The sequence below is a fragment of the Pseudomonas sp. MWU12-2319 genome, from assembly GCF_023242525.1.
In the GTDB taxonomy this organism is placed as follows: domain Bacteria; phylum Pseudomonadota; class Gammaproteobacteria; order Pseudomonadales; family Pseudomonadaceae; genus Aquipseudomonas; species Aquipseudomonas gingeri_D.
This window is the reverse complement of sequence record NZ_JALJES010000012.1, coordinates 204,032-222,127: the sequence shown is the minus strand read 5'-3', so window position 1 is coordinate 222,127 and position 18,096 is coordinate 204,032. Positions and strand designations below refer to the sequence as shown.

The following is an 18,096-nucleotide window of genomic DNA, read 5'->3' as shown; positions in this document are numbered from 1 at the left end:
AATCAGTAACCGTTACCGGAATGACCGCCGGGATGCCCAGCGCCCTCCCCGCTAGCACTGCCCGAACGACCGTTGCCACCATTGTCATCCTGGCCGATGCCCTTCGCGGCCTTCTGCTGCGCCTCCACCTTGGCTTTCTCGGCTTCCTTGTTGAGCAAAGCCAGGGCCTGCAGGTTGCTCTTGCGCACGCTCTCGACAAAGCCCTGGAATGGCACATCGGTAATGCCCACCAGGCCGAAATGGCCGTTTTCACCGTCCAGCAGACGACCGCTGACCGGCTGGTCGAGGTACTGGAACCAGTGCACGCCGACGATCGACGGCTGGGCCACCGCCTGCTTGAGGAACGCGGCATAGGCCGGGCCCCGATCTTCTTCCCGGGCCAGTTCCGTCACGCCCCCCCAGAATGGGCCACGGTCCTTCGAGCCGAAGTTGAACTCGGTGATCAGCACCGGTTTGTTCAATGCCTCCAGTTGATCGAAGTCGTATCCGTCCTGGGGCTTGAGGGTGTAGAAGTTGAAGCTCAACACATCGCAGTACTGGGCACAGGACGCCACGGCCTCGGGCGTGCTGACGGCAAAACGACCGCCCAGCAGCAGGTGATTCGGCGCATGCCATTTCAGCGAGTCGGAAATGGTCTTGAAGTAGGTATCGGCAAACACCTTCTGGAAATACTTCAGGTCCGCTTCGATCTGTGGGTGGGCGGGATTGGGCAGCGGCGCCTCGAAACCCGGGTCTTCCATCTGCTCCCAGGTCGGAATCTCCACGCCCCAGGCCTTGGACAGGCCCTGCTGGTTGCGGTACTTGTCGCGCAACTGCTTGAGGAAGGCGCGCTTGGCCGGTACGTCGGTGGTCATGCGCAACGTGCCGTAGGCCAGGGCGTAACGGGATTTCGGATCGTCGCCGGGACCGGCCCAGGCCAGTTCGTTGTCGGCGAAGTAACCCACCAGCCAAGGATCGTCGCGATGATCACGTGTGGCAATCGCCACCGCGCGCTCGGTGGCCATGGCAAAACGCGGGTCGAACGGATCGGGCATGCCGCCCCACCAGTCGCTGCCAGTGCTGATGCTCGCATAATCGCCGACGATGGACAGTGGCAAGGTGTAAGGCACACGGTCGTTCAGGCCCAGGGCCGGATCGCTCCAGTTACCGATGGTGTTGAAGCCCCAGGCCTGCAAGCGGTCCAGGGTGTGCTTCTGCCAGCGTTGCTCGTCCAGACCCGGGGCGCAGGGCACCTTGGGTTCAGCCGGCGCGGTGGTCGCGCACGGCGAACCGTAGGTGCGTTCCAGGTTGGCGCCGTAGAAATCGAACCAGCGCCCGGACTTGAAGGCCCGGCCCTGGGAAGCCCCGCTGGTGATGCTGTTGTCGGCCTTGCCATAGTAGGCGGCCAGGGGCTCACCATCCTTGGGCAGGTCGCTGAACATGCCTTCACGACCTTCGACATAGGTCTGCTGGTCGTGAGCGCTGACGGTATTCACACCCAGGGAGTAGAACGGATGCCCCTCCGGCGTCACCAGGTACCAGCGGCCGTCGTGCTTTTCGGTACGGAAGAAACCCGTGGCGTCGAAGAGCGGGCCCTTGAGCGAACCGCCGAACTTGTCCCGGGCACTGCGCTCGCGCTCGGTCAGCCAGGTCTTCAGTTGCTGGCTTTCCTTGCTCGCGGCGGCCTTGAGCTGATCGTCGCTGCTGATTTTTTCCGGCCACTTGGCACGGGTCGACTGGCCGTAGCCATCCACCAGTGAGCTATAGACGGCCTTGACCACATCGTCACCGGCCTGCACGCCGAAACGTTCCAGAAGGATGTTCTGAGGCACTTTGGGGGCGTCCATCGACAGGGTCACCGACACCACCTGCTGGCGATTCAATTCGCCCTGGCTGCTGGCCAGCAACACCCGCTGGCCATCCACCGTGGTCGGCATCGGCGGCCCGGCACGCATGCCCTGGCTCAACGGCGAACTGGCCTGCAGTGGCACCAGCAAGGTCTGCGCGGGACCGGCCGGCAGGTCGACGCGACTGGTGAGGGTCTTGCCGTCGCTGCTTTGGATCGTCACGTTGAGGGTCAGCGCCCAATCCATCGCACTCTGGATCCGCAGGCTCATGGCCCCCGCCTGCGACCAGTCCCAGGCGCCGGTCTGCGGCGTGAGACGCAGGCTCGGCTGCGCTGCAGGGTTGAAGGTGACCCGCCGCAGCACTTCGCCTTCGGCCGTCTGCTCCGCGTTGTATTGCGGCAGGCTCGCATCCACGGTGACCACCTGCACCACATCGGCGGGACGAACGAAGTTGAACAGCGTCTGTTGCCCGGCAGGCGCGGCCCAGAGCGGCGCGGCGAACAACAAGGCGAAAACGGCGGGCAGCGTACGGCCAATCATATGAATCAAACTCTCCCTTACGGCCAGTCAGAGGCCAGCGTGACGCCAAGCGGCGCCATCCGTAGACAACGAAGTTAGTTATTTAACCTGCATCACATCAAGAAATTTCCCGCCGGAACGGCGGCAAGGCATTGAGGATAGCTTTTCCGTAGCGCTGGGTGACCAGGCGCCGGTCGAGCAAGGTGATGATGCCGCGGTCTTCCTCGGTACGCAGCAGCCGCCCGCAGGCCTGGACCAGCTTGAGGGAAGCGTCCGGCACGGAGATCTCCATGAACGGGTTGCCGCCACGGGCTTCGATCCATTCGGCCAGTGCCGCCTCGACCGGATCGTCCGGGACCGAGAAGGGAATCTTGGCGATCACCACGTGCTCGCAGTAGGCGCCGGGCAAGTCCACCCCTTCGGCAAAGCTCGCCAGGCCGAACAACACGCTGGAATCACCGCCATCGACCCGGGCCTTGTGCTTGTTGAGGGTCTCCTGCTTCGACAGGTTGCCCTGGATGAATACCTGCTTGCGCCAGTCGCGGTCCAGGCCGTCGAACACGTCCTGCATCTGCTTGCGTGAGGAAAACAGCACCAGGGTGCCCTTGGAGCCTTCCACCAGTTCCGGCAGGTCGCGAATGATCGCGGCGGTATGCGCCACTGCATCGCGAGGGTCGGCGTTGAGATTCGGTACCCGCAGCACACCGGCATCGGCGTGATGGAAGGGGCTCGGCACCACTGCGGTCACGGCTTTTTTCGGCAGGCCGGCACGCATGCGGAAACGGTCGAAGGTCCCCAGCGCGGTGAGGGTTGCCGAGGTCACCAGGGCGCCGTAGGCCACGTTCCACAGATTGCGCCGGAGCATTTCAGCGGCGAGGATTGGACTGGCGTTGACCTCGATGTCAAACAACACACCGCTCTCGGCCAGGCTCAACCAGCGGGCCATGGGCGGATTGTCTTCCGGGTCTTCGGCGGTAAAGGCGGTCCACAGCTCCCAGTTGCCCTGGGCGCGGGACAGCAAACTGCCGAACAGCGGGTACCATTCCTCGGCCTGGTGGCTGGCGATGCCGATATTGACCTCGCCATCCATGCCTTCCTTGAGCAACTCGGTCAGGCGGGTGAAGAGGTCGTTGAGGCGGGCGAAGCCTTTCTTCAGCTCGATGCCCATCTCGCGGATATGCTCCGGGATCACCCCGCCGACAAAACGATGGCGCGGCCGCTCGCGGCCCTCGGTGTCTTCACCGGTCTTGAAGTCGGCCAGTTGCTCGCAGGCGCTGAACATGAACTGCTGGTGGGTCTTGATCTCCCGAGCCAGCTCCGGCACCTGCTCGATCAGCTTGCCCAGGTCACCGGGCAGCGGATGCTGGGCCAGCAGCTTGGTCAGGTTCTTGGCGGTCTGCTCCAGCCAGTCGGCGGTGGAGCGCAGCCGGGTGTAGTGGGCGAAGTGGCCGATGGCCTTGTCCGGCAGGTGATGGCCTTCGTCGAACACATAGAGGGTGTCACGTGGGTCGGGGAGCACCGCGCCACCACCCAGGGCCAGGTCGGCGAGCACCATGTCATGGTTGGTGACGATCACGTCGACCTTGCCCATGCCCTCGCGAGCCTTGTAGAAGGCGCACTGGCCGAAGTTCGGGCAATGGCGGTTGGTGCACTGGCTGTGATCGGTGGTCAGGCGCGCCCAATCGGCGTCTTCCAGGGCGTTGGGCCAGCTGTCGCGATCGCCGTCCCATTTGTTCCCGGCGAGCTTCTCGATCATGCTGGTGAACAGCTTCTGGCTGGCCTCATCGACCTCGATGCGGAAACCTTCCTCTTCGAACAACTGCGCGGTGGCGGTCTGCGCATGACCCTCCTGCAACAGCATGTCGAGCTTGGACAGGCACATATAGCGCCCGCGGCCCTTGGCCAGGGCGAAGCTGAAGTTCAAACCGCTGTTGCGCATCAGGTCGGGCAGGTCCTTGTAGACGATCTGCTCCTGCAGCGCGACGGTGGCGGTGGCGATCACCAGACGCTTGCCGGCGGCCTTGGCGGTGGGAATCGCCGCCAGGCTGTAGGCCACGGTCTTGCCGGTACCGGTACCCGCCTCCACGGCGACCACGGCCGGATCGCCACTGCGTCGGCCTTCGTCATCGGTGTCGATATCGCCGAGGACCTTGGCCACTTCGGCGATCATCAGGCGCTGGCCGTAACGCGGCTTGAGGCTCTTGGCTTCGAGAAAACGCGAGTAGGCGCCCTGGATCGTGGTTTTGAGTTCGGTGCTGATCATGAGTCTTCAGGCGCAAGAAACGCTGGATAAATTTTCAGTGGTTCGAATGGACGGCTATCATACCCCGCTAAACCCTCGCGCGCCGCACGGAGTACCCGAATGACCGTTTTTGCCCTTGTCTACACCCTCCACGTCCTGGCCGCGCTGGTCTGGGTCGGCGGTATGTTCTTCGCCTGGATGATCCTCCGTCCGGCGGCCATGGCCGCGTTGGAAGGCCCGGCCCGGCTGAAGCTGTGGCTTCAGGTGTTCCAGCGCTTCTTCGTCTGGGTCTGGGTCGCGGTGGTGCTCCTGCCGATCAGCGGCGTGGGGCTGATCCAGTTGCGCTTCAGCGGATTCGAGACCGCACCGCGTTATGTACAGGTCATGATGGGCCTGTACATCGTCATGGTTGCAGTCTTTATTCGTATCCAGTCGTTGCAATTGCCGGATCTGCGCCAGGCGGTAGAGGCCCAGGACTGGCCTGCGGGTGCGGCGACGCTGGGACGGATTCGGCGGCTGGTGGGGATCAATCTGCTGATCGGACTGGTGCTGGTGGCCGTTGCGGCGGCACGTCCGATGTTTTGAATGCGGAGGCTGGCTGGACGCAGGAGCCGGGCCTGCCACGGACCGTGTAGGAGCCGGCTTGCCGGCGATGAGGTCAGCAAGCCTGGCATGATCGGTCGCTATCGCCGGCAAGCCAGCTCCTACAGGGTTTGTAGCGTTTTCACGATATTGTTACAGCCGCTGAACCGTCACGCTGCCCGCGGGACCAACCGGCCCCGGCTTGCCCGCCAGACCCGGACGACCGGACTTGCCACCGTCTGTGTCGTAGACAAAACAACCCTTGGACTTGCCGCCCGCGCCCGGACGCCCCGCCGCGCCGGCAATACCGCCGTTACCGCCATCGACCAGCACCTGGATCTGCGCCGCAGGATAATCCCGTGGCAACTGCAACCGAACCTGTGCCCCCGCCGCGCCCGGATGGCCATCGCCGCCATTGTCGCCGTCCGCGCCTTGACCGGCCGCGCCCCAGGTACAACCCGGCTCATCGCCATTGGCCCCATCGAGCCCGACAAACCCCGGCACACCCGCGCCACCCCGGGCATCGATCGACAGCAATGGACCGCTGAGCGCGTCGATGCGCAGATCCAGGTTCCGTCCCGGCGAAGGGGCTCGCTGATAGGTGCCCGGTGCTCCAACCGCGCTGATCTGGCTACCGCTACCCAGCTCGGCACGCGTGGCCTTGAGTGCGAACCCCTGCTCGCTCGGTACAATGGCGATACGCGCCGACTTGCCCAGGTGCAGTTCACCGATATTCAGTTGCGTGACGCTGGCGGGCACCAGCAAGGTACCAAAGTCGGCCACATCCAGACGTTCCAGTTGCAGCACCGAGGTGCTGGCGGGCAGGCGCAGCATGGAATTGGTTTCGACGGTCACGACCTGGGCAAACGCCAGGGGGCTGCACAGGGCAGCCAACAGACACAGGCTACGCATGCTGGTGTTCCTCACGGGTGGGCAAAGGCAGGATTTGCAGATGGAACATGCCGAACAGCAGGATCTGCGCCCGGTCGCGCCAGGGATGGGCGCGGCCCTGCAGGCTGCCATTGAACAGCATGATCTCCAACAAATGTGTCAACAGCAGCATGCTCCCGGCCAGATCCACCAGGACCCGGAACGGACTGATCAGCGGATGCACCAGATTGACCAGCACCACCAGCCAGAACATCAGCGTCAACACCTTCCCCAGCCCCCAAAGCACCTTCATACGCCCCCCTGATGAGTTATTCTTTGGCGCACAGTAAGGCGAGTCAGGGCAGTTTGCCAGAGGCCGTTGAAAATTCGCCCGTGTTTGCCGCTCCGACCGAGGAATCCCGATGCCTGAAAGCCTTTCCGCCCGCACGCCCCAGCAAGCGCTGGCGGCCCTGCTGGACCGTTACGCCCCGCAAAACCTGCTGCTCGTCGGGGCCGGCAGCTTCCCGGCACTCGAGGCGTTCCAGGCCGCCCATCCCGAAACCCAGGTGGCCTTCGCCGAACCTGGCCCGCTGTCGGCCGCACTGGCCGCCCGGCGTTTCGACCTGGCGCTGGTGGTCGACTGTCTGGAGCACCTGCCCAAGCGTGACGGCCGGCAGTTGCTCGGTGGCATTCGCAACCTCAACGCCAGCCGCATCGCGGTGCTGGTGGACATGGCCGCCAGCGGCTGGCAGGACAGCGACTTCTTCGCCCTGGCCCTGCAAAACAGCGAACGCTTTGCCCGCGACGATCAGGTACTGACGTTGTTCACCTATGATCTGAAGGAATACAAACAGGTACCGGACTGGCTGAACGCCAAGTTCTGGGCCAACCCGGAAAATTTCGGCAAGTACTGGTGGTGATTCCCGTGAGCACATCCATCTGTCCCTGTGGTAGCGGCAACCTGCTGGAGGCCTGCTGCGGCCATTATCACGCGGGCCATCCGGCCCCCTGCGCCGAAGCCCTGATGCGCTCGCGCTACTGCGCCTATGTATTGGGGCTGGTCGACTACCTGGTGAACACCACGCTGCCCATTCAACAACCGGGGCTGGACCGCCAGGCCATCGGCGAATGGAGCGCGCAAAGCACCTGGCTGGGCTTGGAGGTGGAAAGCTCGGAAGTCTTTGGCGGCCAGCCCGAGCATGCCTTCGTGACCTTTACCGCGCGTTGGCACGACAGCAATGGCGAACACAGCCACCGGGAAAAGTCGTCCTTCGTACAAACCGATGGGCGCTGGTATTTCATCGACCCCACCGTGCCCCTCAAGGCCGGGCGCAATGACGCCTGCCCCTGCGGCAGCGGGCAGAAATACAAGAAGTGCTGTTCCGGCTACCTGCTCAGCTGAGGCGCAGGTGTGAGATATCCGGCACCGTGACGACGGTTGCCACCGACAGTTGGCCCATGTCGGCACCGACCGGCGCCACGCTGAAGGCCGACAGATCCAGGGCCAACGCGACGGGCTCGGGCTTGGCATCCTGCATATCGCTGCCGACCTCGGCGATGCCGAAGTCCGGCGCATCGACCTCGCTGAACGCGGCCATATAGGCATCCCGCGGCGCCACCTGGGCACGGCCCGGCGCTGGGACCGGGGCCGTCATCTCGATCTCTTCGACGGCCATCTCGACCACCGCGACCAGAGCCCCGGCACGCTCGAGGGTGACCCTATACTTTTCCGCCGCCGCGGCATCGAGATTGCTCTTGAGCACCAGGCGCCGTCCGGAGAACAGCAGTTCGACGCGCTGGGCATCGGCCTGGAACAGCCGGGCCAGGTTGCTTTTGACCTGATCGGGCGCAGCACCGGGTAGCGATTCGCCACTAAAGACAATCTCGTAAAGCGTCATGATCACACTCCTGTGCGCCGACCTGATCCGTTGCGCGAATGCTCAGCAGTATCACCCAGTGGATTTACCGCCACAACCATGAGCTTTTTCTGTCACAGGCTTGCTATGCTGGGGCCTCGGCGGGAGGAACCCCATGCACTCACGGACACTTGGCACGCTCGGCCTGCTTATGCTGTTGACGCTTTCCGGCTGTGCGTCCTGGTTCGACAGCGGTACCCGCGAGCCCGAGGTTCGCCTGGTGCGGGTCGAACTGATCAAGGCGCGCCTGGTACAACAGAAATTTCGCCTGCACTTTCGTGTCGACAACCCCAACGACGACAGCCTGACCGTACGCAGCCTGCATTATCGTCTCTACCTCGACGGCTGGCTGCTGAGCGAAGGCGAGTCCGACACCGGCTGGTTCACCGTGGAAGCCAACAGCCACGCGTCCCTGGTCATTCCAGTCAGGACCAACCTCTGGGAACACCTGCGCGACCTGACCAAGCGCCTGAAACACCCCCATGATCCGATCCCCTACCGACTGGAGGGCGAACTGGAAACCGGACTATTCCTCAGCCATGACGTGCACCTGGAGCGTAAAGGCGAGATAATTCCCGCCGAAATTATTCCGGAGTGACACCAGCATGACCCAGCAACCCCATGTCCACGGCCCTGATTGCAACCACGATCACGAGCATGAGCAGCACGATCACGACCATGGTCATGTCCACGGCCCGAACTGCGGTCACGCTCACCAGGAGCCGGTACGCAACGCGCTGAAGGACGTGGGTCGCAACGATCCGTGCCCGTGCGGCAGCAGCAAGAAATTCAAGAAGTGCCACGGGGCCTGAGGCTTTCTGCCAGTAACGCCCCCGCAGGAACGCATTGAACCCATTTCAATGCAAAAAAAAATCCCCGACCAGATCGGGGATTTTTTATGGGCAGGTGCAGGAGCGCGCTACTGGAACAGCGCCTCGCTGGACAGGCCATTCTTCTCGAGGATCTCGCGCAGGCGCTTGAGTCCCTCGACCTGGATCTGCCGAACGCGCTCGCGGGTCAGGCCGATCTCCAGACCGACATCCTCCAGGGTACTGCTCTCATGCCCGCGCAGGCCAAAGCGCCGTACAACCACCTCACGCTGCTTGTCGGTCAATTCCGACAACCACTGGTCGATACTCTGGGACAGGTCGTCGTCCTGAAGCAACTCGCAGGGATCGGTAGGTCGATCATCGGTGAGGGTATCGAGCAACGTCTTGTCGGAATCCGGCCCCAGGGACACGTCCACCGAAGACACCCGCTCATTCAGGCCGAGCATGCGCTTGACCTCACCCACCGGTTTTTCCAGCAGGTTGGCGATTTCTTCAGGGGAAGGCTCATGATCGAGTTTCTGGGTCAGCTCCCGTGCCGCCCGCAGATAGACGTTCAGTTCCTTGACCACGTGAATAGGCAGGCGAATGGTCCGGGTCTGATTCATGATCGCCCGTTCAATCGTCTGGCGGATCCACCAGGTGGCATAGGTTGAGAAGCGAAAGCCACGTTCCGGATCGAATTTCTCCACCGCCCGGATCAAGCCGAGGTTGCCCTCTTCGATCAGGTCCAGCAGGGAAAGACCGCGGTTGACATAACGTCGGGCGATTTTCACCACCAGGCGCAGGTTGCTTTCGATCATGCGCTTGCGGCCCGCGGGATCGCCACTTTGCGACAGGCGCGCAAAATGAACTTCTTCTTCCGGGGACAACAAGGGGGAAAAACCGATTTCATTGAGATACAACTGGGTCGCATCCAGCGCCCGCGTGTAGTCAATGTACTTGTGCTGCTTGAGCGCAGCAGCATTCTTGGTCTTGGCACGAACTGGGGGTGGAGAACTGTCGTCCTCCGGCATCATATCCATGACGATGTCGGAGTCCATAAGGAGCACCTCATCATCGATGTCAAACCCCGGCGCTTCTTTACTGAGAGCCATTGTTATAGTCCTTTGGTGAGTTCGACCTCAAGCTCGAGCGGCGCCTTTATCCTTGGCAACGCTGGAACCTGTTCCCACTACAGTCAGGAGAACAGGCTGGAAAACGGATCAACGACGTGGCAGGAATTGCAGTGGGTCTACGGGTTTCCCCTGGCGGCGAATCTCAAAATGCAGTTTCACCCGGTCCGTACCAGTTGATCCCATCTCGGCAATTGTCTGTCCGACCTTGACCTGCTGACCCTCCCGAACCAACAGCCTACGGTTGTGACCGTAAGCACTGACGTAGGTATCACTGTGTTTGATGATGACCAGCTCGCCGTAGCCCCGCAACCCACTCCCGGCGTAAACCACTGACCCATCAGATGCAGCTAAAACAGGCTGTCCCAAATCTCCGGCGATATCAATACCTTTATTCAAACTACCGTTTGAAGAGAATTTTCCAATCAGAATACCGTTTGAAGGCCACGCCCAACCCTTCGGCGCGGGACCGGCCGGCGGCATCGGCGCCGCTGCCGCAGGTGCCTGGGCCGAGGGTTGCGAGGTGGTTGCAATGCCAGACGCGCCGTTGGCCGGACGCCGGGTGATGGTGAACTTGCTCGAAGGCGAAGCGCTCGACGACGTCGAGGCGACAGCCGTCGGTGTTGAATTTGAACGGCTGTCGAAGCGAATCGCCTGACCCACGTGGATGGTGTAAGGCTCGGGAATATTGTTACGCGCGGCCAGGGCTTTCCAGTCCCAACCGTAGCGGAAGGCGATCGAAAACAGGGTATCACCACGGGTGACCACATGCTGGCCGGTGGTGGTCATCGGTTTCTGTGGCGTCGCGCTGGCGGCTGTCGTTGTAGCGTTGCCGTTACGATCAACGACGCGCACGCCGTTCTTTGGAGCACTGGAGCAACCAGCCAGTAAAGCACTGAGGGCAAGGCCGATCATCAGGCGCTGAACGCTTGCTTTACCCATACGCTGCCGAATGACTGTGAGACTCACCCGCCGCTCCCTTTGTGGTGGCTGAAATAAGAGTGCCTGTACAGGCGGTAATGTGACGTAAGTATAACTGGCTGTTGGAATTTCACTGACAACAAAGCCAAGTCGAAAACCCGACACATTTTAAACATGGGTGCCGTACCAGTCCCGCTCTAAGACCTACGACCTTAAACAGAATTCATTGCCGTTCAACAAATGTTCAGGCCAACGGTCCGTTAAGCAGCGGAACGAAACGTACCGCGCCTAATACATGACGGGAAAAACCCTGCTCTTCGCGCACGATCAGCATCAACTGCTGGACTTCACCGGCACCCACCGGAATCACCAGGCGACCGCCCGGGGCCAATTGATCGAGCAAGGCCTGGGGCACATCCGTGGCGACGGCGGTGACAATAATGCCGTTGTACGGCGCCAGTGCCGGCCAGCCCTCCCAGCCATCGCCCCAACGGAACACCACGTTGCGCAGGTTGAGCTCGACCAGACGCTCCTTGGCGCGATCCTGCAGGACCTTGATCCGCTCCACCGAAAACACCCGCTCCACCAGCTGCGACAGCACCGCCGTCTGGTAACCGGAGCCGGTACCGATCTCCATCACCTTGTCCAGCGGCCCGGCCTCCAGCAGCAGCTCGCTCATGCGCGCCACCATATAAGGCTGGGAAATGGTCTGGTTGTGGCCGATCGGCAGCGCCGTATCTTCGTAGGCACGATGGGCCAGTGCCTCGTCGACAAACAGATGACGCGGCGTGCGACGGATCACTTCCAACACCTGGGCGTTGGTCACACCTTCTTCATAGAGTCGCTGAATCAAGCGTTCGCGGGTTCGCTGGGAGGTCATGCCGATACCGCGACGCATCAGTTCGTCTTGCTCACGGGTCATCAAGCAAGCCCCTCCAGCCAACCGCCCAGCGACTGGAAGGCACCATTGAAGGTGCGATCCAGTTGCAGCGGCGTCACCGAGACAAACCCTTGCATCACGGCATGGAAGTCCGTCCCCGGGCCACCGTCTTCGGCGTCTCCGGCGGCGGCGATCCAGTAACCGGCCTTGCCCCGTGGGTCGACCACCCGCGTCGGCGCCGCGGCCCGGGCCCGATGGCCCAGGCGCGTGAGCTGGATACCGCGAATGCGCTCCAGGGGCAGATTGGGAATATTCACATTGAGCACCGTGCGCGCGGGCAGCGCCAGGCCTTCATGGGCCTGCACCAGCAGGCGGGCGAAATGCGCGGCGGTGGCCAGGTTGTCGACCTGGCGCGAGGCCAGCGAAAAAGCGAACGAAGTACGCCCGAGGAAGCGCCCCTCCAGGGCGGCCGCCACCGTACCGGAATACAGCACGTCATCCCCCAGGTTGGCCCCCAGGTTGATACCGGACACCACCATGTCCTGCTCCTGCGCCAACAAGGCATTGAGCCCCAGGTGCACGCAGTCGGTGGGTGTGCCGTTCAGGCTGATAAAGCCGTTGGGCAATGTATGTGGGTGTAGCGGGCGATCCAGGGTCAGCGAGCTGCTGGCGCCACTTTTGTCCTGGTCCGGGGCAATCACCGTGCACTCGGCATAGTCCACCAGCGCAGCATGAAGCGCGGCGAGACCGGGTGCGAAAACCCCATCGTCGTTCGAAATCAGAATACGCATGAGCTGTCCGTCTGTCCTACCGGCACCAGATCGACGAGTTCGCGCACCAAAGCAGTGGCGAAGCATCCGGCCGGCAGGATGAATTCCAGTTGCAGAATGTCAGACTCCGGATAATGCCACGACAACCGGCCAATGGGCAGCCGCAGGATGCGTCGTTCGTGTTCCATGGTCGCCTTGACCAGCCATTGGCAGAGCTCGGCCTCGCGCTCGGCAACCGCTTGCTCCAGGGCAAAAGTCGCACCCGCCGCCGGTGACGGACCTTCGCCCCACTGCGGACCGGTGGGGTGCAGATCGAGAATGGCCAGGCGCGGATCGCTGCATTCGGCCTCACCGGCCGGGAAGAAACTGCGGCTGTCGGTGAAGGCCAGCAGGTCGCCGACCTGGGCCCGGTTCCAGCTGCCGTCGGCGACACGCGCCGCCAGCACCTGGTTGAACAGGTAGCTGCGGGCCGTGGACAGCAACCGCGAACGCACATTGCGCTGCTCGGGCAAGGCCTGGCGCGCCGCATAGGAACGGGCCTCGCCGAGGTTGCCGCCGAGGTGACCGAAACGCTGGGCGCCGAAATAATTCGGAATACCTTGCGCGGCGATCTGTTCGAGGCGTTGCTGCAAGCCGTCCTTGTCCGCGTTCAATTGGGTCAGGCGCAGGGTGAAGCCGTTGGCGGCATGGGCGCCGCGTTGCAGCTTGCGCTTGTGCCGCGCACTCTTGAGGATCAGCAGGCTGTCGTTCTGGGCCGCCGACAGGTCCGGATCGGCCTTGCCCGGCAGTTGTACGCTGAACCACTGGCGCGTCAGGGCCTGGCGGTCCTTGAGACCGGCATAGCTGACGGTACGCAACGGCACGCCGGCGGCCTTGGCGATACGCCGGGCAGCCTCTTCCGTATTCAGGCCGCGCTTCTCCACCCACAACCACAGGTGCTCGCCCTCGCCGCTCAGCGGGATATCGAGGACTTCATCGACCTGGAAGTCTTCGGCCGTGGCCTTGAGCACCGCGCTCCCGAGGACATCGCCGTAGGCACGCGGGCCCAGCAGTTCCAGTTCAGTCATGCGCGTAGCAACAAGGCGACGCTGTGCACAGCGATGCCTTCTTCACGGCCGGTGAAACCGAGCTTTTCAGTGGTGGTGGCTTTGACGTTCACTTGATCCAACTCAACTTCAAGATCCGCGGCAATCAGCGCGCGCATCGATTCGATATGCGGCGCCATTTTCGGCGCCTGGGCAACGATAGTGTTATCGACGTTGCCGACTTTCCAGCCCAGGGCCTTGATCAACGACACCACATGACGCAGCAGCACCCGGCTGTCGGCGCCCTTGTAGGTCGGGTCGGTGTCCGGGAAGTGCTTGCCGATATCGCCCAGGGCCGCCGCTCCCAGCAGCGCATCGCTCAAGGCATGCAGCAGCACGTCGCCGTCGGAATGGGCGAGCAGCCCGTGGTGGTGTGCAATCCGCACGCCGCCCAGGGTGATGAAGTCGCCTTCGGCGAAACGGTGCACATCATAGCCGTGGCCAATACGCATAAAAAAACGCCCCGATGTAAGTCAGGGCGTGATTCTACCTATTTTGCGAGAGATTAACCGCTAAGAGCTGCGTGGTGGTGACGCAGGTGGTCATCAATGAAACTGGCGATGAAAAAATAGCTGTGGTCGTAGCCCGGTTGCAGCCGCAACGTCAGCGGATGTTGCGCCAGCTTCGCCGCCTGTTGCAGCGCCTCGGGCTTGAGCTGGTTGGCCAGGAAATCGTCGCGATCGCCCTGATCCACCAGGATCGGCAGCTTTTCAGTGGCCTCGGCGATCAGCACGCAAGCATCCCACTCACGCCAGCGCGAGCGTTCTTCCCCTAGATAACGGGAAAAAGCCTTTTGCCCCCAGGGACAATCCATCGGATTGCTGATCGGCGCGAATGCCGACAACGACTGATAGCGCCCGGGGTTGCGCAAGGCGCAGACCAGCGCGCCATGCCCGCCCATGGAATGACCGCTGATACCGCGCTTGTCCGAGGCCGGGAAGTGCGCCTCGACCAGCGCCGGCAGCTCATGCACCACGTAATCGTGCATCCGGTAGTGCTGGGCCCAGGGTTGCTGGGTCGCATTGAGATAGAAACCGGCACCCAGGCCGAAGTCCCAGGCCTTGTCGGGGTCACCGGGCACGTCGGCGCCGCGCGGACTGGTGTCCGGCGCGACGATGATCAGCCCCAGCTCGGCAGCCAGGCGCTGGGCACCGGCCTTGTGCATGAAGTTCTCGTCGGTGCAGGTCAGGCCGGACAGCCAGTACAGCACCGGCAGCTTGCCGCCCTGCTCGGCCTGTGGCGGCAGATAGACAGCGAACACCATGTCGCAGCCGAGGACTTCGGAATGGTGCTTGTAGCGTTTGTGCCAGCCGCCGAAGCTTTTCTGGCAGGACAGGTTTTCCAGGCTCATGACCGACCTCAGAAATGAATGACGGTGCGAATGCTCTTGCCTTCATGCATCAGGTCGAACGCCTTGTTGATATCTTCCAGGCCCATGGTGTGGGTGATGAAGGTATCCAGCGGGATCTCGCCCTTCTGCGCCATTTCCACGTAGCTCGGCAGCTCGCTGCGCCCGCGCACGCCACCAAAGGCCGAACCACGCCAGACGCGACCGGTCACCAATTGGAACGGACGGGTGGAAATTTCCTGGCCAGCACCGGCGACGCCGATGATCACCGACTCACCCCAGCCCTTGTGGCAGCACTCCAGGGCCGCACGCATCAATTGCACATTGCCGATGCACTCGAAGGAAAAGTCCACGCCGCCATCGGTCATATCGACAATCACTTCCTGGATCGGACGATCGAAATCTTTCGGGTTGACGCAATCGGTGGCGCCCAGTTGCCGGGCGATTTCGAACTTGGCCGGGTTGATGTCGATGGCAATGATCCGCGCCGCCTTGGCCTTGACCGCACCGATCACCGCCGACAGGCCGATACCGCCGAGGCCGAAGATCGCCACGGTGTCACCCGGCTTGACCTTGGCGGTGTTGAGCACCGCGCCGATCCCGGTGGTGACGCCGCAACCGAGCAGGCAGACCTTCTCCAGCGGTGCGTCTTTCGAGATCTTGGCCACGGAGATTTCCGGCAGCACGGTGTACTCGGAGAAGGTCGAGGTGCCCATGTAGTGGAAAATCGTCTCGCCCTTGTAGGAGAAACGCGAAGTGCCGTCCGGCATCAGGCCCTTGCCCTGGGTGGCGCGAATGGCCTGGCAGAGGTTGGTCTTGCCCGACAGGCAGAATTTGCACTTGCCGCATTCCGGGGTGTAGAGCGGGATGACGTGGTCGCCCACCGCCACCGAGGTCACACCCTCGCCGATCGCCTCGACAATCGCGCCGCCTTCGTGGCCGAGGATCGACGGAAAGATACCTTCCGGGTCCGCGCCGGACAGGGTGTAGGCGTCGGTGTGGCAAACGCCGGAGGCCACGACACGCAACAGCACTTCGCCGGCCTTGGGCATGGCGACATCGACTTCGACGATCTCGAGGGGTTTCTTGGCCTCGAAGGCAACGGCAGCACGTGACTTGATCATCCAGCAACTCCTGAAAAGTGAACAACGAAAACCTGAGTGTAAATCAGCCTTGATTGATTAATAATCCAGTCAAAAGCAAAACATTATTGCTGTACAGGGACAATCCAATGAATGACAACCGCTGGGAAGGCATCGACGAGTTCGTCGCGGTGGCCGAATGCAGCCAGTTCACGGCGGCGGCGGAGCGCCTCGGGGTGTCCTCGTCCCATATCAGCCGGCAAATCGCCCGGTTGGAAGAGCGCCTGCAAACCCGTCTGCTCTATCGCAGCACCCGGCGGGTGACCCTGACCGAAGCCGGGCAGACGTTCCTGCAGCATTGCCAGCGTCTGCAGGACGGCCGCGAGGAAGCCCTGCGCGCGGTGGGCGACCTGACCAGCGAACCCAAGGGCATGTTGCGCATGACCTGCGCCGTGGCTTACGGCGAACGTTTTATCGTGCCGCTGGTGACCAGTTTCATGGGGCTGCATCCGCAGTTGCGGGTGGATATCGAGTTGAGCAACCGCACCCTGGACCTGGTACATGAGGGCTTGGACCTGGCGATTCGGTTGGGCCGTTTGCAGGATTCGCGGCTGGTGGCGACCCGGCTGGCGCCACGGCGGATGTACCTGTGCGCGTCACCGTCCTACCTGGAACGTTATGGTCGCCCCCATAGCCTGTCGGAATTGAGCCGGCATAACTGCCTGATCGGCAGTTCGGATATCTGGCAACTGGAGCAGGACGGGCGGGAGTTTTCTCAGCGGGTACAGGGTAATTGGCGCTGCAACAGTGGGCAGGCGGTGCTGGATGCGGCGCTGCAGGGGGTTGGGTTGTGTCAGTTGCCGGACTATTACGTGCTGGAGCATTTGCACAATGGCACACTGATCTCCTTGCTCGAAGCCCATCAGCCACCGAATACGGCGGTATGGGCGCTGTATCCGCAACAGCGGCACCTGTCGCCAAAAGTGCGCAAGCTGGTGGATCATCTCAAGGAAGGATTGGCCAAACGGCCCGAGTACAGCGTTTGACCGGGGTGCCCTCAGCGACGATTAGCCCAGCGCAAACGCAACCACTCCAGGTCTTCAGGGCGAGTGACCTTGATATTGTCCGAACGCCCTTCGATCAGGCGCGGCGCCTGGCCCGCCCATTCCATCGCCGAGGCTTCATCGGTGATGGTTGCATCGGCCACCAGGCTATCCGCCAGGGCCCGGTGCAAGGCACCCAGGCGGAACATCTGCGGCGTATAGGCCTGCCAGATCAAACTGCGGTCGATGGTTTCCAGGACCCGCCCGTGCTTGTCGACGCGTTTGAGCGTGTCCCGCGCCGGCACGGCCAGTAGCCCACCCACCGGGTCATCGGCCAACTCACCGAGCAAGGTATCGAGATCGCCACGGGACAAATTGGGCCGCGCCGCATCATGGACCAACACCCAATCGTCCTCCACCGCCCCCAGGGTATGCAGGTGCAGCAAGGCATTGAGTACCGAATCGGCCCGTTCGCCGCCACCGTCGACCCGCTGGATACGCGAATCCGTGGCACAGGCCAGGCCCGGCCAGTAGGGATCGTGGGCGGCAAGGGCAATCACCAGGCCCTTCAAGCCCGGATGATCGAGGAAACAGCCAAGGCTATGTTCGAGAATCGTGCGTCCGCCCAGGGACAGATACTGCTTGGGACGGTCCGCGGCCATACGGGCACCGACGCCCGCGGCAGGAATCACGGCCCAGAAGGCCGGTAGAGAGAATTCAGTCATTGCGCCAGCTGATAAAGGGTTTCACCGTCCTTGACCATGCCCAGTTCATGGCGAGCACGTTCCTCAACGGTCTCCATGCCTTTCTTCAGTTCAAGAACTTCCGCGTCAAGCACGCGATTACGCTCCAGCAGACGCTCGTTTTCGGCATGCTGTTCGGCAATTTGCTGTGTCAGGTCGGCTACCTGCGCCAGGCTCCCATTGCCCACCCAAAGGCGGTACTGCAGGCCAGCCAGCAGCAAGAGCAGAACGAGGAACAACCAATTGGGACTGCGCATCGAATTTCAGTTATCCAGTGGAAAAGACAGCCATGCCAACCATTTCGAACCGACTGATAGCACGAAGCCT

General features: G+C 62.4%; 21 protein-coding genes. 6 read left to right on the top strand and 15 right to left on the bottom strand.

Annotation, left to right across the window (positions count from 1 at the left end; all coding sequences use genetic code 11):
• Positions 1-2: 2 nt before the first annotated feature.
• Together M5C01_RS20500 and dinG are read right to left on the bottom strand one after the other, a co-directional pair.
• Entirely contained in the window at positions 3-2,366 is a 2,364-nt protein-coding gene (locus M5C01_RS20500; protein WP_152740238.1) for a beta-galactosidase, read from the bottom strand.
• Positions 2,367-2,463: 97 nt separating this feature from the next.
• Positions 2,464-4,608, bottom strand: a complete 2,145-nt coding sequence (dinG, locus tag M5C01_RS20495) for an ATP-dependent DNA helicase DinG (protein ID WP_103496409.1) — start codon at positions 4,606-4,608, stop codon at positions 2,464-2,466.
• Positions 4,609-4,707: 99 nt separating this feature from the next.
• Here dinG and M5C01_RS20490 point away from each other — a divergent pair, with 99 nt between their 5' ends.
• Positions 4,708-5,172 (top strand): CopD family protein, encoded by a 465-nt coding sequence (locus M5C01_RS20490; protein WP_103496408.1) that lies wholly within the window; start codon positions 4,708-4,710, stop codon positions 5,170-5,172.
• A gap of 150 nt (positions 5,173-5,322) precedes the next feature.
• On the opposite strand, the gene M5C01_RS20485 is transcribed toward M5C01_RS20490, so the two are convergent.
• Entirely contained in the window at positions 5,323-6,081 is a 759-nt protein-coding gene (locus M5C01_RS20485; protein WP_152740237.1) for a collagen-like protein, read from the bottom strand.
• On the bottom strand, positions 6,074-6,352 hold the full coding sequence (locus M5C01_RS20480; RefSeq protein ID WP_152740236.1) for a DUF1145 domain-containing protein: 279 nt from the start codon (positions 6,350-6,352) through the stop codon (positions 6,074-6,076). Before M5C01_RS20480 ends, M5C01_RS20485 begins: the two co-directional genes overlap by 8 nt.
• Positions 6,353-6,461: 109 nt before the next feature.
• Here M5C01_RS20480 and M5C01_RS20475 point away from each other — a divergent pair, with 109 nt between their 5' ends.
• Positions 6,462-6,959, top strand: a complete 498-nt coding sequence (locus tag M5C01_RS20475) for a DUF6231 family protein (protein WP_152740235.1) — start codon at positions 6,462-6,464, stop codon at positions 6,957-6,959.
• Positions 6,960-6,964: 5 nt separating this feature from the next.
• Positions 6,965-7,441, top strand: a complete 477-nt coding sequence (locus tag M5C01_RS20470) for a YchJ family protein (protein ID WP_103496426.1) — start codon at positions 6,965-6,967, stop codon at positions 7,439-7,441.
• Here M5C01_RS20470 and M5C01_RS20465 read toward each other — a convergent pair.
• A complete protein-coding gene (locus M5C01_RS20465) occupies positions 7,434-7,937 on the bottom strand; it encodes a hypothetical protein (protein ID WP_152740233.1) in 504 nt (167 codons plus the stop codon). The two genes, M5C01_RS20470 and M5C01_RS20465, sit on opposite strands and share 8 nt — an antisense overlap.
• Before the next feature lie 133 nt (positions 7,938-8,070).
• Between M5C01_RS20465 and M5C01_RS20460 the strand changes: the two genes are divergently transcribed.
• Positions 8,071-8,553: an LEA type 2 family protein gene (locus tag M5C01_RS20460; protein WP_152740232.1), complete on the top strand. Its 483-nt coding sequence runs from the start codon at positions 8,071-8,073 to the stop codon at positions 8,551-8,553.
• Between the two features lie 7 nt (positions 8,554-8,560).
• Positions 8,561-8,767, top strand: a complete 207-nt coding sequence (locus M5C01_RS20455) for an SEC-C metal-binding domain-containing protein (protein ID WP_103496402.1) — start codon at positions 8,561-8,563, stop codon at positions 8,765-8,767.
• 107 nt (positions 8,768-8,874) lie between these two features.
• On the opposite strand, the gene rpoS is transcribed toward M5C01_RS20455, so the two are convergent.
• The 8 genes from rpoS to M5C01_RS20415 all read right to left on the bottom strand — a co-directional run bounded on the left by rpoS (position 8,875) and on the right by M5C01_RS20415 (position 16,025).
• Complete coding sequence (gene rpoS, locus M5C01_RS20450; RefSeq protein ID WP_103496401.1) at positions 8,875-9,879, bottom strand: RNA polymerase sigma factor RpoS; 1,005 nt, start codon at positions 9,877-9,879, stop codon at positions 8,875-8,877.
• A gap of 108 nt (positions 9,880-9,987) precedes the next feature.
• The gene (locus M5C01_RS20445) at positions 9,988-10,866 is read right to left on the bottom strand and encodes a peptidoglycan DD-metalloendopeptidase family protein (protein WP_178129900.1); all 879 of its coding nucleotides are present in this window, start codon (positions 10,864-10,866) and stop codon (positions 9,988-9,990) included.
• A 196-nt stretch (positions 10,867-11,062) separates the two neighbouring features.
• The gene (locus tag M5C01_RS20440) at positions 11,063-11,698 is read right to left on the bottom strand and encodes a protein-L-isoaspartate(D-aspartate) O-methyltransferase (RefSeq protein WP_177100209.1); all 636 of its coding nucleotides are present in this window, start codon (positions 11,696-11,698) and stop codon (positions 11,063-11,065) included.
• A 41-nt stretch (positions 11,699-11,739) separates the two neighbouring features.
• Positions 11,740-12,489: a 5'/3'-nucleotidase SurE gene (gene surE, locus M5C01_RS20435; RefSeq protein ID WP_152740231.1), complete on the bottom strand. Its 750-nt coding sequence runs from the start codon at positions 12,487-12,489 to the stop codon at positions 11,740-11,742.
• A complete protein-coding gene (gene truD, locus M5C01_RS20430; protein WP_152740230.1) occupies positions 12,477-13,535 on the bottom strand; it encodes a tRNA pseudouridine(13) synthase TruD in 1,059 nt (352 codons plus the stop codon). Before truD ends, surE begins: the two co-directional genes overlap by 13 nt.
• A complete protein-coding gene (ispF, locus tag M5C01_RS20425; protein WP_103496396.1) occupies positions 13,532-14,005 on the bottom strand; it encodes a 2-C-methyl-D-erythritol 2,4-cyclodiphosphate synthase in 474 nt (157 codons plus the stop codon). The genes truD and ispF overlap by 4 nt, the downstream gene beginning before the upstream one ends.
• A gap of 53 nt (positions 14,006-14,058) precedes the next feature.
• The gene (gene fghA, locus M5C01_RS20420; RefSeq protein WP_103496395.1) at positions 14,059-14,904 is read right to left on the bottom strand and encodes an S-formylglutathione hydrolase; all 846 of its coding nucleotides are present in this window, start codon (positions 14,902-14,904) and stop codon (positions 14,059-14,061) included.
• 8 nt (positions 14,905-14,912) lie between these two features.
• Positions 14,913-16,025, bottom strand: a complete 1,113-nt coding sequence (locus M5C01_RS20415; protein WP_103496394.1) for an S-(hydroxymethyl)glutathione dehydrogenase/class III alcohol dehydrogenase — start codon at positions 16,023-16,025, stop codon at positions 14,913-14,915.
• A gap of 107 nt (positions 16,026-16,132) precedes the next feature.
• On the opposite strand from M5C01_RS20415, the gene M5C01_RS20410 reads away from it, so the two are divergent.
• Positions 16,133-17,029, top strand: a complete 897-nt coding sequence (locus tag M5C01_RS20410) for a LysR substrate-binding domain-containing protein (RefSeq protein ID WP_103496393.1) — start codon at positions 16,133-16,135, stop codon at positions 17,027-17,029.
• A gap of 11 nt (positions 17,030-17,040) precedes the next feature.
• Here M5C01_RS20410 and ispD read toward each other — a convergent pair whose 3' ends face one another.
• Together ispD and ftsB are read right to left on the bottom strand one after the other, a co-directional pair.
• Complete coding sequence (ispD, locus tag M5C01_RS20405) at positions 17,041-17,751, bottom strand: 2-C-methyl-D-erythritol 4-phosphate cytidylyltransferase (RefSeq protein ID WP_152740229.1); 711 nt, start codon at positions 17,749-17,751, stop codon at positions 17,041-17,043.
• The gene (gene ftsB / locus M5C01_RS20400; RefSeq protein ID WP_017906255.1) at positions 17,748-18,026 is read right to left on the bottom strand and encodes a cell division protein FtsB; all 279 of its coding nucleotides are present in this window, start codon (positions 18,024-18,026) and stop codon (positions 17,748-17,750) included. The genes ispD and ftsB overlap by 4 nt, the downstream gene beginning before the upstream one ends.
• Positions 18,027-18,096 lie beyond the last annotated feature (70 nt).

Excerpts from the sequence above, each read along its gene's own strand:
- M5C01_RS20410 (WP_103496393.1), top strand. The coding sequence starts at position 16,133 with ATGAATGACAACCGCTGGGAAGGCATCGACGAGTTCGTCGCGGTGGCC.
- dinG (WP_103496409.1), bottom strand. The coding sequence starts at position 4,608 with ATGATCAGCACCGAACTCAAAACCACGATCCAGGGCGCCTACTCGCGT.
- M5C01_RS20455 (WP_103496402.1), top strand. The coding sequence starts at position 8,561 with ATGACCCAGCAACCCCATGTCCACGGCCCTGATTGCAACCACGATCAC.
- M5C01_RS20480 (WP_152740236.1), bottom strand. The coding sequence starts at position 6,352 with ATGAAGGTGCTTTGGGGGCTGGGGAAGGTGTTGACGCTGATGTTCTGG.
- ispD (WP_152740229.1), bottom strand. The coding sequence starts at position 17,751 with ATGACTGAATTCTCTCTACCGGCCTTCTGGGCCGTGATTCCTGCCGCG.
- fghA (WP_103496395.1), bottom strand. The coding sequence starts at position 14,904 with ATGAGCCTGGAAAACCTGTCCTGCCAGAAAAGCTTCGGCGGCTGGCAC.
- M5C01_RS20465 (WP_152740233.1), bottom strand. The coding sequence starts at position 7,937 with ATGACGCTTTACGAGATTGTCTTTAGTGGCGAATCGCTACCCGGTGCT.
- M5C01_RS20415 (WP_103496394.1), bottom strand. The coding sequence starts at position 16,025 with ATGATCAAGTCACGTGCTGCCGTTGCCTTCGAGGCCAAGAAACCCCTC.
- ispF (WP_103496396.1), bottom strand. The coding sequence starts at position 14,005 with ATGCGTATTGGCCACGGCTATGATGTGCACCGTTTCGCCGAAGGCGAC.
- truD (WP_152740230.1), bottom strand. The coding sequence starts at position 13,535 with ATGACTGAACTGGAACTGCTGGGCCCGCGTGCCTACGGCGATGTCCTC.
- ftsB (WP_017906255.1), bottom strand. The coding sequence starts at position 18,026 with ATGCGCAGTCCCAATTGGTTGTTCCTCGTTCTGCTCTTGCTGCTGGCT.
- M5C01_RS20485 (WP_152740237.1), bottom strand. The coding sequence starts at position 6,081 with ATGCGTAGCCTGTGTCTGTTGGCTGCCCTGTGCAGCCCCCTGGCGTTT.
- M5C01_RS20440 (WP_177100209.1), bottom strand. The coding sequence starts at position 11,698 with ATGACCTCCCAGCGAACCCGCGAACGCTTGATTCAGCGACTCTATGAA.
- M5C01_RS20475 (WP_152740235.1), top strand. The coding sequence starts at position 6,462 with ATGCCTGAAAGCCTTTCCGCCCGCACGCCCCAGCAAGCGCTGGCGGCC.
- M5C01_RS20490 (WP_103496408.1), top strand. The coding sequence starts at position 4,708 with ATGACCGTTTTTGCCCTTGTCTACACCCTCCACGTCCTGGCCGCGCTG.
- surE (WP_152740231.1), bottom strand. The coding sequence starts at position 12,489 with ATGCGTATTCTGATTTCGAACGACGATGGGGTTTTCGCACCCGGTCTC.
- M5C01_RS20500 (WP_152740238.1), bottom strand. The coding sequence starts at position 2,366 with ATGATTGGCCGTACGCTGCCCGCCGTTTTCGCCTTGTTGTTCGCCGCG.
- M5C01_RS20460 (WP_152740232.1), top strand. The coding sequence starts at position 8,071 with ATGCACTCACGGACACTTGGCACGCTCGGCCTGCTTATGCTGTTGACG.
- rpoS (WP_103496401.1), bottom strand. The coding sequence starts at position 9,879 with ATGGCTCTCAGTAAAGAAGCGCCGGGGTTTGACATCGATGATGAGGTG.